This window comes from Fodinibius sp. GM21, assembly GCF_058386955.1.
In genome coordinates this window covers 165,212-180,011 of record NZ_JBYEIQ010000005.1, presented here as the reverse complement: position 1 = coordinate 180,011, position 14,800 = coordinate 165,212, and the positions used below count along the sequence as shown (strand labels likewise).

General features: G+C 41.8%; 13 protein-coding genes. 7 read left to right on the top strand and 6 right to left on the bottom strand.

Annotated features, from left to right (window positions below):
* Nucleotides 1-89 precede the first annotated feature (89 nt).
* Nucleotides 90-548 carry an OsmC family protein gene (locus tag ACT3IB_RS13795; RefSeq protein WP_491539607.1) on the top strand — a complete coding sequence of 153 codons (459 nt, stop codon included), beginning with the start codon at nt 90-92 and terminating at the stop codon, nt 546-548.
* An 89-nt stretch (nt 549-637) separates the two neighbouring features.
* Here ACT3IB_RS13795 and gcvP read toward each other — a convergent pair whose 3' ends face one another.
* A complete protein-coding gene (gcvP, locus tag ACT3IB_RS13790) occupies nt 638-3,553 on the bottom strand; it encodes an aminomethyl-transferring glycine dehydrogenase (protein ID WP_491539606.1) in 2,916 nt (971 codons plus the stop codon).
* A gap of 603 nt (nt 3,554-4,156) precedes the next feature.
* Here gcvP and ACT3IB_RS13785 point away from each other — a divergent pair.
* The 3 genes from ACT3IB_RS13785 to ACT3IB_RS13775 all read left to right on the top strand — a co-directional run bounded on the left by ACT3IB_RS13785 (nt 4,157) and on the right by ACT3IB_RS13775 (nt 6,054).
* On the top strand, nt 4,157-4,993 hold the full coding sequence (locus ACT3IB_RS13785; RefSeq protein ID WP_491539605.1) for a ZIP family metal transporter: 837 nt from the start codon (nt 4,157-4,159) through the stop codon (nt 4,991-4,993).
* Between the two features lie 58 nt (nt 4,994-5,051).
* Nucleotides 5,052-5,441 carry a response regulator gene (locus ACT3IB_RS13780; protein WP_491539604.1) on the top strand — a complete coding sequence of 130 codons (390 nt, stop codon included), beginning with the start codon at nt 5,052-5,054 and terminating at the stop codon, nt 5,439-5,441.
* A 139-nt stretch (nt 5,442-5,580) separates the two neighbouring features.
* Complete coding sequence (locus ACT3IB_RS13775; RefSeq protein WP_491539603.1) at nt 5,581-6,054, top strand: hypothetical protein; 474 nt, start codon at nt 5,581-5,583, stop codon at nt 6,052-6,054.
* Here ACT3IB_RS13775 and ACT3IB_RS13770 read toward each other — a convergent pair.
* From ACT3IB_RS13770 to ACT3IB_RS13755, 4 genes are all read right to left on the bottom strand, one after another.
* Entirely contained in the window at nt 6,044-7,549 is a 1,506-nt protein-coding gene (locus ACT3IB_RS13770; protein ID WP_491539602.1) for a PH domain-containing protein, read from the bottom strand. The two genes, ACT3IB_RS13775 and ACT3IB_RS13770, sit on opposite strands and share 11 nt — an antisense overlap.
* Complete coding sequence (locus ACT3IB_RS13765) at nt 7,542-8,033, bottom strand: PH domain-containing protein (RefSeq protein WP_491539601.1); 492 nt, start codon at nt 8,031-8,033, stop codon at nt 7,542-7,544. The genes ACT3IB_RS13770 and ACT3IB_RS13765 overlap by 8 nt, the downstream gene beginning before the upstream one ends.
* Before the next feature lie 92 nt (nt 8,034-8,125).
* Nucleotides 8,126-8,302 (bottom strand): histone H1, encoded by a 177-nt coding sequence (locus tag ACT3IB_RS13760; RefSeq protein ID WP_322574418.1) that lies wholly within the window; start codon nt 8,300-8,302, stop codon nt 8,126-8,128.
* Between the two features lie 132 nt (nt 8,303-8,434).
* Nucleotides 8,435-9,718 carry an MFS transporter gene (locus tag ACT3IB_RS13755; protein WP_491539600.1) on the bottom strand — a complete coding sequence of 428 codons (1,284 nt, stop codon included), beginning with the start codon at nt 9,716-9,718 and terminating at the stop codon, nt 8,435-8,437.
* 102 nt (nt 9,719-9,820) lie between these two features.
* Here ACT3IB_RS13755 and ACT3IB_RS13750 point away from each other — a divergent pair, with 102 nt between their 5' ends.
* Nucleotides 9,821-10,393, top strand: a complete 573-nt coding sequence (locus ACT3IB_RS13750) for a hypothetical protein (RefSeq protein ID WP_491539599.1) — start codon at nt 9,821-9,823, stop codon at nt 10,391-10,393.
* Nucleotides 10,394-10,514: 121 nt separating this feature from the next.
* Nucleotides 10,515-11,648: an adenylate/guanylate cyclase domain-containing protein gene (locus ACT3IB_RS13745; protein WP_491539598.1), complete on the top strand. Its 1,134-nt coding sequence runs from the start codon at nt 10,515-10,517 to the stop codon at nt 11,646-11,648.
* A gap of 24 nt (nt 11,649-11,672) precedes the next feature.
* Here the strand turns inward: ACT3IB_RS13745 and ACT3IB_RS13740 are convergent, their stop codons facing one another.
* Nucleotides 11,673-13,148, bottom strand: coding sequence for a sensor histidine kinase (locus tag ACT3IB_RS13740; RefSeq protein ID WP_491539597.1), 1,476 nt, complete (start codon nt 13,146-13,148; stop codon nt 11,673-11,675).
* A 163-nt stretch (nt 13,149-13,311) separates the two neighbouring features.
* Between ACT3IB_RS13740 and ACT3IB_RS13735 the strand changes: the two genes are divergently transcribed.
* A complete protein-coding gene (locus ACT3IB_RS13735) occupies nt 13,312-14,781 on the top strand; it encodes an SDR family oxidoreductase (protein ID WP_491539596.1) in 1,470 nt (489 codons plus the stop codon).
* Nucleotides 14,782-14,800 lie beyond the last annotated feature (19 nt).

Below are 14,800 nucleotides of genomic sequence, written 5' to 3'. Positions count from 1 at the left end.
ATCAAGCTGTTAAAGCGCTATATTTCTTTTCAAGGCAAGTTTATGTTTGCTTTTTATCTCCAATTTCTAACTCAATATGTCTGAAGATCATGGCTAAAGATCCTGACAAAAAAAAGATTGTACACGCGCATCTCCCTAAAGAAGAAACCTATACTACGACTCTCACAGCCGGTAACCATGAATTTATGGGAGACGAACCCGAATCGGTGGATGGGGGGAAAGATAAAGGACCCGATCCTTACGATTACCTGTTGATGTCACTGGGTTCGTGTACTGTTATGACTATAAAAATGTACGTTCAGCACAAAGGATGGGAAAATGTGGAAGATATCTTTATGGAATTACGCCATAATAAACGCCATGACGAAGATTGCAAAAACTGTGAAGACCCAAAGAGCAGAATTGATGTCATTGAAAAAGAGGTGATTGTAGAAGGAGATATTTCTGATGATCAACTCGATCGCATTTTAGATATCTCCCAAAAATGCCCCGTACATCGTACGCTAATGAGTGACATCAAATTAGAGAGTAGCATAACCAGAAAATAGATTTAAGTCCTTAATATAACGACTGCTTAAATAGAAATGCCCACGGGGATATCCGTGGGCACAGACGTATTGATATCAAATCAGTGCGCCTAATCTACAGCTGCAGGTTCTTGCCCTTCGCTATAGGCGTCAATAGGCACGCAGTTGCACATCAGATTGCGATCGCCATAGGCATCATCAACGCGGCTGACTGCCGGCCAGAATTTATCGAACCGCAGATAATCCAGCGGAAAGATCGCCTTTTCGCGACTATAGGGACGCTTCCAATCATCGGCCATTGCCACCCGCATCGTATGGGGAGCATGTTTTAGTACATTATTTTCGGGATCAACATGACCTTCTTCAATTTCTTTTATTTCTTCGCGAATTGAGATCATGGCCTCACAAAAACGATCAAGCTCATCCTTCGTTTCGCTTTCGGTAGGCTCAATCATCAGCGTTCCGGGTACCGGAAATGACATCGTGGGCGCATGGAATCCATAATCCATAAGACGCTTGGCCACATCAATTGACTCGACGCCGGCTGATTGCTTGAAAGGACGAATATCCACAATAAATTCATGAGCAGTACGCCCGTTCTTGCCGGTATAAAGGATGGGATAATGATCCTCTAATCGCTCTTTAAGATAGTTCGCATTAAGAATAGCAAATTCCGAAGCTCGGGTTAGACCTTGAGCACCCATCATTTTGATATACGCATACGAAATCGACAAAATACTGGCACTGCCCCATGGAGCTGCAGAAATACTTTTTATCGCATGTTCACCTCCGGTCTCCTTAACAGGATTGCCCGGTAAAAACGGAGCCAGCTCTTTCGTTGCAGCAATCGGTCCCATTCCCGGTCCACCGCCACCGTGTGGAATACAGAATGTTTTATGCAGATTCAAATGACAGACATCAGCACCTATTTCGGCCGGACTTGTAAGCCCAACCTGGGCATTCATGTTAGCTCCATCCATATATACTAAACCGCCATTTTCATGAATCACCTGACAAATTTCTTTAATATCTTCCTCAAATACTCCATGTGTTGAGGGATATGTAACCATTAGTGCTGCCAGGTTTTCTTTATTGGCCTTGACCTTCTGCCGCAGATCATCAAGATCGATATTACCATGTTCATCACACTCGGTAACGACAACGTCCATCCCCGCCATAACCGCACTGGCAGGATTTGTGCCGTGAGCAGAATCTGGTACGATAGTTACATTACGATGGCCTTCACCGTGATGCTTATGGTACGCACGAATGGTCATCAATCCTGAAAATTCGCCTTGAGCGCCCGAGTTGGGTTGCAGCGATACAGCCGGAAATCCGGTAATAGCTGCAAGTTGATGTTCTAACTTTTCAAACAATTCATGATATCCCTTGGCCTGATCTTCGGGAGCAAATGGGTGCAATTTACCAAATTCAGACCATGTAAGGGGAATCATTTCCGATGTGGCATTGAGCTTCATCGTACAAGAACCCAATGAAATCATGGAATGAACCAAAGAGAGGTCTTTATTCTCCAGCTTCTTCAAATAGCGAAGCATCTCATGCTCGGAGTGATACAAGTTAAATACCGGGTGCTCCAAATAGTCGGAAGTACGAGTCAGTTTTTCCGGGTAATCAACCTCAACAGTTTTGGATAACTTTGATACATTAACCTCCTCTCCATTCTCATTGAGAGAAGCAAAAATCGAGAGCAGCTCCTTGACATGATCCAGATCTTTCACTTCATCAAAAGCAATACCAACAGCAGGCTCATCGAAATAGCGCAGATTTAGTTTGTGATCAAGCGCTTTCTGACGCAGCTGTTCTTTCTGATCATCATCTTCAAGCCTCACTTTAAGCGTATCGAAATAGAGATCATTTGCCACTTCGAAGCCGAGCTTATCAAGACCTTCATTCATTATCTTTGTTAGTCCATGAATTCGCTCAGCAATGCCTCGCAGGCCTTTGGGACCATGATAAACGGCATAAAAACCGGCAATTACCGCGAGCAGCACCTGTGCTGTACAGATGTTGGATGTTGCCTTTTCGCGCCGAATATGCTGCTCCCGTGTTTGTAATGCCATACGGTATACGGGATTCTCTTCGGTATCCTGGGTAACGCCTATGATACGTCCGGGAATTTTGCGCTTGTATTTTTCCCGAGTCGCAAAGTACGCCGCATGCGGTCCACCGTATCCCATGGGCACGCCAAAGCGCTGTGTTGACCCAACGACCACATCAGCTCCCATTTCTCCGGGCGGTGTCAGTAAGGTAAGGCTCAACAAATCAGCAGCTACCACCGACTGCACGTTGTTCTCTTCGCAGGCAGCAATTAAATCCGAATAATCTTCCACCGTACCATCCGTAGCAGGATATTGAAGCAATACTCCAAATAGCTCTTCGTCGGTCACATCCAGTTCATTATGATCTCCGACCACTACTTCTATATCCAACGGATCGGCACGTCCTTCGACCACATCAATCGTTTGTGGATGACACAGCTCCGAGACAAAAAACTTATGTGATTCCTTGCGCTTGGCACCCCGACGCATGGAGTAGAGCATCGACATAGCCTCGGCCGCTGAAGTCCCCTCATCTAACAACGAAGCATTGGCCAGTTCCCTTCCGGTCAAATCAGAAACCATCGTCTGAAAATTGATCAGTGCTTCAAGCCTTCCCTGCGCAATCTCAGCTTGATAGGGAGTATAAGCTGTATACCATCCGGGATTTTCGAGCACATTGCGCAAAATCACATTGGGCGTCAACGTATCATGATATCCCATACCAATGTACGATTCGTAAATTTCGTTCTTATTTGCAAGCTTACGAAATTCCTCCAAGAACCGATATTCACTCATCGGTTCATCAAGATCAATCTGATCTTGGAGACGAATACCTTTTGGAATGGTTTCATCAATTAATTCATCAATTGAAGAAGCGCCAATGGCTGAAAGCATATCAGTTTTCTGCTTTTCATCGGGGCCATTATGGCGATTCATAAAACGCTCTTTATCGAAGTCGATGCTCATCGAAAGGATTTTTTTATTAAAAATGGTAATTGGATCAAATAACAAAGATCCACTCCTAATGATTCTTCTTTTGATAAAGAAATCACTAACATTACGGAGATTCTATAAATGGAAGAAGGTAAGGAAAACTCTCCGAAATAAACAGGGTACAGCTTCCCTTTTTGTATCTTATGCCTGACTCTTTTATCTCATTTTGGGATAAGTCACAAGAGAAATAATGCAGGTGTTAGCAAGCAATTGCACTTACCTGAACAAAACCATGACGACCCGAAATATTGGGATGTCAGTGAGCTGCTAAACTGTAACCATATATTTCAGCGATCTTCCCTACTTTCAGGCTTGATCAACAAGGATCAACCCTATGAATAATAAATATTGATTAAGCTTAATAAAATTTTATTTTTAGACTAAGCTAAAAATTATATGGAGTGTTTTCTCCATCCTTTTTAATCTGCAGACTGACAAATAAACAGCGTAGTCTATGACCAAAAGGAGAATTGAGTATTATAGGGGTATTAGATCCCGCTGAAATTTATTTTTGTTAGTAATTTATAGAAGTAAAATTATTATTTAACTTTTTCGATTAAAATTTTACTACAACATATGGACATTACAGGCATGCAAGAATGGTTTTTATCGCTTGGGGCCGTTTATCAAAGTCTCATTGGAGGCCTTTTTACTTGGGGATTAACGGCCTTGGGAGCAGCACTTGTATTTTTTATGAATTCTGTTAAATACAAAGTGCTTGATGCAATGATGGGATTCGCTGCAGGCGTAATGATTGCTGCCAGCTTTTGGTCTCTGCTCGTCCCCTCTATTGACATGGCTGGTGCGCAAGGCATGATCGAGTGGATGCCTGCCGTTATTGGATTTTTAAGCGGTGGTATTTTTTTGAGAATTTGCGATGCCTACCTTCCACACCTACATATCGGGTTGTCAATGGAAGAAGCCGAAGGAGTCCCAACCTCCTGGCGGAGAGCTACGCTACTTGTATTGGCAATTACGCTTCATAATATTCCCGAGGGACTTGCCATCGGGGTTTTGTTTGGTGCAGCGGCCTCAGGTATCGAAGCAGCAGGCGGGGCAACGGTAATTGGTGCGATCACTCTGGCCATTGGAATTGGCATCCAAAATTTCCCCGAAGGAACAGCCGTTTCTATGCCCTTGCGGCGTGAGGGATTATCAGCCGGCAAAAGCTTTTGGTACGGACAACTATCGGGTATTGTTGAACCTATTTCAGCTGTTATCGGGGCCGTGGCTGTATTAATGGTACAACCTCTCTTGCCTTATGCCCTTGCTTTTGCCGCGGGTGCTATGATTTACGTTGTCATTGAAGAACTTATTCCCGAATCTCAACTTCACGGAAACGCCGACTTAGCCACCCTTGGTACAATGATCGGTTTTAGCGTTATGATGATTTTGGATGTTGCCTTAGGTTAAATGCAAAATATTTATTTTATTACTGCCTAATTAATTCAGCTGGGATCAGGAATACAAAATGAGTGAGTCAATAACAGATAAGAAAGTTCTCATTGTTGAAGATGATATGATCATCTCTATGGTATTAGAGCGGATGATCAAAAAACTCGGCCACCAGGTTGTCAAAAAGGTTATTGCCGGTCAAGATGCAATTGACGCTTTTTTTGAACTCAAGCCCGATCTAATCTTGATGGATATTCAGCTCAAGGATAATATTGATGGCATTACAGCGATGCAGAAAATTCGTGAAGAATCGGATGTCCATGTAATTTATATTACCGGCAACTCGGATCAGTATAATCTTGAGCGAGCTAAAAAAACTGATTTTGTAGATTATCTCGTTAAGCCCATTCAAATGAGCCACCTAAAAAAATCCATCAGTAAGGCTTTTGCTGGAAAAATGTCTTGACTCAACCAACAACTGCGCTCCCTTCTCTCTAGCCCCCCTTATTGCTATTTACTAAAAGAGTAATAACCTTATAATAGCAATAAAGGTCGGTGTTACATTAAACTTTTTCGCAGCTTTACTTCTTAAAAAAGGAGGAGTTATGGAACCTAATCTGCTAATCGCTGCAATCTCAGGTTTTATAGGCGCCCTAATCATAACCTTGCTCATCTACCTGCTCAAACTTTTTGGGCAGGATCTCGATATCCCCTATCTCATCGGAACACGATTTGTAGATATCCAAAACGAATCACAAGTATATATTGTAGGCATATCATTGCATCTACTTATTGGTGCTGGGTGGGGCATATTATATGTAATTCTTCTTACCGCCATGGTTGTAACCCCCAATTGGCCGGCGGGTATTTTGTGGGGATTGGGGCACGGCATTTTTGTAGGTGCCATGATCGGAATAATTGCTGACACTCATCCCTATATCGGTGAAAACAAACCCATTAAAAATCCGGGTATTTTAGGTCATGAATGGGGAGCTTTTATGCCCTACTGGATTTTGGCTCTACATATTATTTTTGGAGTTTGCACCTTGTCGATTTACCACTGGTGGGTTACCGGGTAGGATCTCTTTTGTCTAAGTCCTCATTTAGTGGTTTGCGATTTTCATTATCCACTGTATCAGTATTAATGCTATCCCCCTCCTTTCCATTGGATAACCATAGCCTATAATCCATGGCCTTAGTAACATCCATATCTCTTACCGTAAAAGCACGCCCCTGATTACCACTGGCAACATGTACGGTAAAGTTGCTCAAATTCAATCTTTTTTGGAAAGGATTTTGTTGAACCTGACACGACTGCATTCGGTAGTTCTTAACCATAGCAGTTGTTTTACTCAACAACCGAAAAGTAAGAACCAGAGTATCCTTTCCCCTGGCAATTTCTGCATCTCTATACTGCTGATATCCTAATAACAGGGCAGGTATCAACAAGAACCAACTGTAAACACCATAAGGAATGCTGCTCCAGACAACCAGAATAACAGGCAGTGAGATCCAAAGCATCCGAAAAAGATACCGACGCAATCCCACCGATGGCACGTTACTATTCTCGGATATTTCCATTTGGTAATCTGGGATTACTTGGTTGATAAAACTATATATCTGCGGCTTTGCCAACAACGGAAATAATGTAGTAGAATTCCCTTCGCTTTCTCCGTATCCGGCACTTTCAATTACCAACGAGGCATATCCCAAAGGCTGTCGTAACAGTTCCTCTTTAATTTGCACGGCTTGTATACGATTAAAGGGAATTGTCAGCTGTGTACGCTCAAACAGTCCGCGACTTATTAACAACTCGTTCTCTCGAACCTCTACCACAAAATCGTAATATTTGATAATCGTACTTGCAAACGAAAACAGCCATGCTATTGCAATTACAGCAATAATAGACATAACAATCATGGAAACGTTGGTACTTCGGGGAACAAAGGTTTCTACGAAATGAATCATTTGCTCTTCAGAAATCAGCTGCTCAACCTGAGAAAAGGCCACACCAACTACCGAAAGGGCTACCCCAAATCGACCGGACGTTGAGGCTGCAATAAGCAGATCTCTGGTATCCAATGCATAGACTTTACGCTCAGATACAGGTTCCACTTCCTGCGTTTCGTCAGAGTTTTCAGATTTCTTTCGGAGTAGTGTTTTTAACTTTTCCGCCTTTACCCGGGTGATGGCGTTAATTTTCGCCTCTTTAGAACTGCTCCCCGCTGTTTTTACTTCAACAGCAACTAATCCAAATAATCGCTGGACTACTCCCGCCGAAATGTCAATCACTTGAATACGATCGGAAGTAAGATAAAGTTTTTTGCGTACCAGCACTCCCTGCTCAATTCGGAGCTCACCATCACTGACGCTAAATTCAAATCTATACCATGAAATAACACCCCAAATTAACAAAAATAAAAAGGTGCCGATGATCCAATACAGTGTAAAATTAGCTTCCCTTCCACCACTTCCCACAAAAATTAAGATCAGAATGGTAACAAAGTTTGCCCTAACAATATCAAAAGCATTAGCAAGAGCAGCAGCAGGATGTTGTCGTTGTAGTTCAGACATCTTCTTCGGCCAATCGGGCAAATTTAGAAATTTGATCACGCACCTGGTCGGCAACCTCTTCATTGAGCGCCGGAATACGGTGTGTTGTTGCTGCCGTAGAAATAGTCACATCAGCTAAACTATAAGATCTTAGAATGGGTCCCTGCCGGGTATCTACATGTTGCACTCTTTTAATAGGGACTAATGTACGCGTAATGATAAAAATACCGCTTTGGAGATCAATTTCATGCTCATCAACCTCATAAGACCAACGACGCCAGCGAATCTCAGGAATAAAAAATATGGCAAGCCCTGTAATAACTACCAGTATTACAGTAATCGCCAAAAGAGTCCAAGTGGATAAAAAGCCAGATCCCGGTGATAGCAGTTTATATCCCCAAAGAAAAAAGAGAGCAAGAACTAAAAATAAAATGAATATTGATAACGAAACGCGCCATGCCTTGATGGCATCGTGTGATAATTTATCTTTCGGTGATGAGCGCATGAGGTTTAAGCCTTCAAAATATTATAGCGAAAACAGCGTATATAAAAAAAGCCACTATACGTGGCTTTTCAAAGTATGATAAGTAAAAAAAATTATCCGTTGTTTTTGATATCCTGAATTTCAAGACGGACTTCTTGCGCAAGCTTCTTCAACCCTTGCAACCCTTTACGGGCACGGGTGCCGGCAGCTTTATTTCCTTTTTCGTAAAATTTTACCATATCATCTTCAATTCCTGTGATGATGCCTTTAATTTCGTCTAATCGACTCATTTTTCCTCTGTTAATTAATTTGTTATGGAATGGAGCTTCTCTCCATCCAGGATCTATTGCATCCTAAAAATATGAGCCTAAGTTAGCATTTTCCCGATTAAAAACATGGTTAAATTTCAAAATTAAAATGACCTACTCCTCGGGACGTGCTTCTTCGGCATCGGGCACGAAGTACAGAGTTACAAAACCGATCACAAATAAAACCACAATTACGCTCATTCCTATACGCTGACTATCAGCGATGTAAGTAAGCCATCCCACTAATAGTGGACCCGCAAACGAGGTTACCTTACCTGAAAGAGCCATTAGTCCAAACATTTGGTTTTCTAAATCCGGAGGAGATACACGGGCCATATACGTCCGGCTGGCGGCCTGAACAGGTCCTACAAATATCCCCAGCACCAACCCAAACACCCAGAACCATAAAAGCTCTGTAACAATTAAAACCCCTGTAGTTGTAACAATAAGTCCAATCAATGAGAGTAGCATTGTTGTGCGGCTACCCAGTTTATCATCCAACCAGGCAAACAGGGCCGCTCCCAGTCCGGCTGTCACGTTCAATCCAATGCCAAATATCAATACATCTCGTTCACTGAAATCAAAAGTACCCGCAGCGTAAATGCCACCAAATGCAAAAACAGTTGCCAATGCATCAATAAAAATCATTCGGGCTATGAGGAATCGAACGATATATTTGTACTTGCGTACGTTTGCTATGGATGTTTTAAGCTGTTGCCACCCCGACTTTGCCGCCTTTTTCAATGCTACCCCCGTCCGAGGTCGATCTTTGGAAAACCCAAATAATGGCAGCGAAAATAAGGCATACCACACTGCAACCATTAAGAAGGTTGCACGCACATGTTCTGCCGCAGCTTTATCCAATCCAAAAGGTGGATGTTCCACATCAACAAATACAAAAAGCGCAACTACCAGACAGGCAAGTCCACCGGCATATCCAAGTCCCCAAGCCCAACCCGACCAGCGCCCCATCCGCTCTTTCGAAGCCAAGTCGGGTAGCATGGCATTATAAAAAATTATTGCAAACTCAGACCCAACCGTCCCAATAAAAACCAACACTAATGCCAATACTATAAAATTTTGCGACGGTTCTACGAACCAGAGGCCGGCAGTAGCCAAAATGCAAAGCAGCGAAAACCAGGCTATCCACGGTTTTCGGCGCCCCATCTGGTCAGCAATAGCTCCAACAAAAGGAGCAGAGACAGCAATTAAAATGCCCGCTGCCCCAATGGTATTTCCCCATAACGTACTACCAAGCGTTTCATCCTGAACCACCGACTGCATAAAATATGTGGCAAATACAAAAGTTTGGATAACTGTAAAAAAAGCGCTGTTAGCCCAATCAAAAAGTGCCCATGAAAACAGGGAACGTGTCTGATCTTTTTTTAATAGAGACATGTGAATGACTATGTTTCAAATTCTGTCATATTATGGATGGAATAGTTGGGAAATGCAATTTGTTATTGTAAACTCAAAGACAAACGAAGAAACCATATATTTATGAAGCATAAAAGGCAAGATCTGATTTATATATACGACACCGAACATCATAAAATCATTGTCATTGATGGTGAGACTGGAAACAGAGTCAAAGAAGAGGATGATCAAGTTACATTGCTGCTAAAACATCTCAATGAAAAGGAAAACCCTATCCTGCTCCGAAAATTTGCCGTATGGTGTGCCCGGCAAATTAATGATGACCTGAAGCCAATACAGAAAAAGATACTCGATCTTGCTGAAAAAGCCATACAGGAAGAAGCTGACGACAAAGAGCTAAAAGAGCTATACGAAGAAACTGAAGGCACTGCTATCGCTACTGATACTACGGGAATGATGCAGGGCAATAAAAATGCCCCCGCCTATCTTGCTGCTCGCGAATGCATAAATCCCGATCCTCTGGACGGGGCTATACAAGCCGCCCGTTTTCATCGACTTTGGGCCGAAATGAAGGACAATGAGGATGATCTTAATGATGTAGCTCTAAAAGAAGTGAAAGCAGAAGCAACGAAATCCAGTATTCAAAAAGTAGAACAGCAACAAACCGATTACTTGCTTGATCTCATGAACGAATAGTCATCTATTTATCCCTAACTCGCTTCAAATCCTTTAATAAGTATTAAATTCAAAGAATTGGGAAAATAAACCCCTTTACCTATATTAGCTGATACGTGTACATTTATTTTACGTAAACTATATGTATCAAAATAACGGTAACATATTATTTATTTCTCATAACCAGCAGGTGTTAAACCGGTTTCGGCAGGCCTATGTTGAAGATTATAATGTGTTTACAGCATCCTCAATTACGGAAGCCCATCACACCCTAACCGATTATGATATCCACGTAGTTATAGTGGAACAGATGATGCCGGAAATGAGTGGTTTACAATTCTGCGAAAGTATCTCTCAAAAGTTCTCAGAATTAACCAATATAATCCTAAGCAGATCTCCGGATACAAACTCCCTGGAACGTGCCTACAAAACAGGGCTTATCTTCAGGTTTATTTCTGAACCCTTTACAAACGTAGATCTCCAAATGGCCATTGATAATGCCTTGCAAATACATAAGGCTCATTTTGAGAATAAAAAACTTTCAGAAAAACTATCTTCCTACGAAGAAAAACAGGAAGATATCTTGGATTTATTTAAGAAGTATGTGCCCGGCGAAGTTGTTTCTCAGGCTTTAAACACTAAAAAAGAGGACATGATAAAACCCGGAGAATCCCGGGTGGTTTCAGTCTTATTTGCAGATATGAGGGACTTTACCAAAATGACCAGCAAGCTCCCTCCTTCCGAGGTCGTTCAATTTTTGAATGACTATTGGGACGTGCTTTCTATTGCCATTAAAGAGAACAAGGGATCGATCAATAAATATATTGGTGATGGATTGTTAGCTGTTTTTGGTGCCCCGGTATCCCACTTGAATAATCATAAAAATGCTGTTTCTGCTGCCTTGGACATGGTTGGTCTGCTGGACCGAATCAACATCAAGTACAGTGAAAAAATGGGTACTGAAATAAGTATCGGGATCGGTATTAATAGTGGAGAGGTGATTGTAGGAAATGTTGGCACCGACGAGTTTATGGAATACACTGTGATCGGGAATACTGTTAATACGGCATCCAGACTGGAAAAGATCAGCAAGGATAAACCAAACTCCATCATTATAAGTGAGCGTACTTATGAACTCATAAAAGACTCTTTCCGAACATCAGAGTTTAAAAATGTTACCCTTCCTAAAAAGAATGAGGTTATTAAATATTGCGAAGTACTGGGTCCCAACCCGGGCAATGTTTTTCCCATGAACACGAAAAGCAATATTCAGTAAAGCCTTTGCCTCTTTCTTTTCCTATTAATTGTTGGGAAATGTAAACTTAAACCTGGATCCCTCTTCTGTATTTTTGATATCTATTTCTGCGTTTAGTTGTTTCGCAAATGTATCAATAAGCAATGAGCCCAAATTATTCTCGCTCCCAAGATCAAAGCCTTCGGGTAGGCCCGGGCCATTATCAACGATACTTAGTTTAATATTCCCATTCTCTTTGAGAAGCCCGACTTCTAATATTCCTTTCTTATCTTTTTGAAATGCATGCTTAAACGCATTTACGACCAGCTCATTAATTAAAAGTCCACAAGGTATGACCCGGTCGACATCCATTTCAACCTCATCCAGGTCAAACTTCAAATCAACCGCTTTGTTATATTCTGTAAAGGTACTGTGAATTGCTTCAACCAACTCTTTTACATACGTGTTCAAGGTAATATCCGAAAGCGATTTGTTCTGATATAATTTTTCATGAATCAAAGCCATAGACCGAATTCGGCTTTGACTATCCTGAAGCACCCTTTTTGCCTCATTACTATCCGTGCTATCCAACTGCAACTCAATGAGACCTGAAACAATAGCCAGACTATTTTTTACACGGTGATGTATCTCTTGCAGTAATATCTCTTTTTCTTTAAGCGACTGCTGAATTTTGCTGGTCTTACTATCCACCTGATTACGCAACACCACAACCCAACCTATGACTAGTGCTGTTACCAGAACCAATCCGCCTATAATCAGCAACATATAATACTTGGGAAAGTCCGCATACTCCAGATCCTCGGGAGTTCGCAGAAAAAGTTTATAGGTTCGATCTTCCGGAAATTCGGGATTATACTCAGAAATAATACCTTTTACTGATATCTTATCTCCGCTACTCAGTACATCAAAACTGAATTGATCATACAATTTATGAAAGTTGGACACATAGACCATAATAGTACCACTTGCCAACTCTCCAGATGATATCCTTAAATATTTTCCATTGTAGGTACTCCCTTTTTCTATAATATTGCCATCCCCTTCAACCAACATGCCCAAATATTCAGATGGATTAGCTACGGCCTTTTTCAAGGGTTTGGTAGCCGATACCCGCGAAGCCTTGCTAAATACTTGATAAGAATCGGCACTAACTTCTGCCAAGCCGTTGTAACGTTGAATTTTGCCGTGTACTACTAAACTATCACCGGACTGAAAAGGGGGATCAATCTGCTTTGCAAAAATGGACATTCCGGCAGAATCATTTTGAACAAAAGCTTGCAAATAATGTTCATGGAGCAACCCGGTACCAATATTAGCAATGCCTGTTATTGTTACTTCTTCCCCGAGATAATCGAGTTCATTATCAGAATTCGCGTCTGTTCGTATCTTTGAAAATGACCAAAGAGAATCGTCTCTTACTTGTCCAAAACTGTATTCAACTGGTATCAAGAACTGAAATAAAAACACTAACGCACATAGTACTATACCAGGCAAATTGTTTTTGCAAACCTGTTTTTTCATAGCCGAATGTTGATAAAAAATTCCTAAAGCTGATAATAAATTGCATTCTACAAAAGTTGATCATCTAATAAAAATTGAACTATAATAATATTTTTGTTCCTTTGGACTTTTTTCATCCTTCCTGCTGTTACATTCTTCAACATTAACTAAATAATAGATTCCCTTGGAAAAACCTTTACGCTGCCTCGTTACTGGTGTCACCGGTTATATCGGTGGACGTCTTGTTCCGGAACTCCTCAAAAGAGGATATCGCGTTCGCGTACTCTCTCGAGACACCGATCGCCTGCAAGGGCGTCCTTGGATCAATGATGTAGAGGTTGTTGAAGCAGATGTATTACAACCCGAAACATTACCAGCTGCCTTAAAAGATATTGATGTAGCTTATTACCTCATTCACAGTATGAGCGGAAAAGGCAGCTCTGAATTTCATAATCGAGATATAGAAGCGGCAAATAATTTCGGAACAATTGCCAACCAGCAAAATGTAAATCGAATAATATACTTGGGAGGGCTTGGTGATCCTGAGGACCAATTATCTGAACATCTGGCTTCTCGACAAAAAACGGGCTCTATTTTAAGGGAATCGGGAGTTTCGGTCACTGAATTTCGAGCAGCAATTGTAGTCGGATCGGGTAGTAAATCATTTGAAATGATCCGTTATCTTACAGAACGGGTTCCAATAATGATTTGTCCATCTTGGGTTTACAGCAACGTCCAACCCATAGCTATCCGTAATGTATTGCAGTATTTGGTTTCTGCAATCAAAAATCCTGCAACACGAGATGAAATCATTGAAATCGGGGGCAGTAGTGTTATCACCTATGCCGATATGATGAAAATTTATGCCGAAGTTAATGGATTAAAACGCATTTTAATTCCAGTTCCGGTACTATCACCTACCCTTTCATCACACTGGGTGCACTGGATGACACCCGTTCCGGCCTCTTTGGCACGGCCTCTCATCGAAGGGCTCAAAAACGACGTAATTGTAAAAGATAATAAAGCCGAAAAACTGTTTCCTGAAATATCAACTCTCTCCTATAAGCGGGCCGTCGAACTTGCCATGGCGCGTATTGATACTGATGATGTTGAGACAACCTGGAATGATGCGTTAATTAGCAGTAAAGGTGATGAAGAACCCGTAATACTTAAAACTAAGGAAGGGCTTAACATCGAACGAAGAATACGAACAGTAAACGCTTCACCACAACAAGTTTTCGAAACCTTTTCGAGCCTGGGGGGAGAAAAAGGATGGCCGGTATTTCAATGGGCTTGGAAATCACGCGGGATTATGGATCGATTAGTCGGAGGAGTTGGATTTCGACGAGGCCGGCGCCATCCAAAAGAATTGCGTGTCGGTGATGCACTCGACTTTTGGCGCGTAGAGGCTATAAAACCGGATGAATTGCTACGACTTCGTGCCGAAATGAAGCTACCAGGAAAAGCATGGCTTGAGTTTCAGGCTATCAAGCAGGAGGCACAAATGACGAAGTTGGTACAAACAGCTTATTTCGCACCCAAAGGGTTATTTGGTCTACTCTACTGGTATGGTCTATATCCATTCCATTCGCTTATATTTTCTCGCATGATAGAAAAACTGGTTCGACAAGCAGAAAACAACAAATCCTTATAACGTCGTTAACTAACCTCTA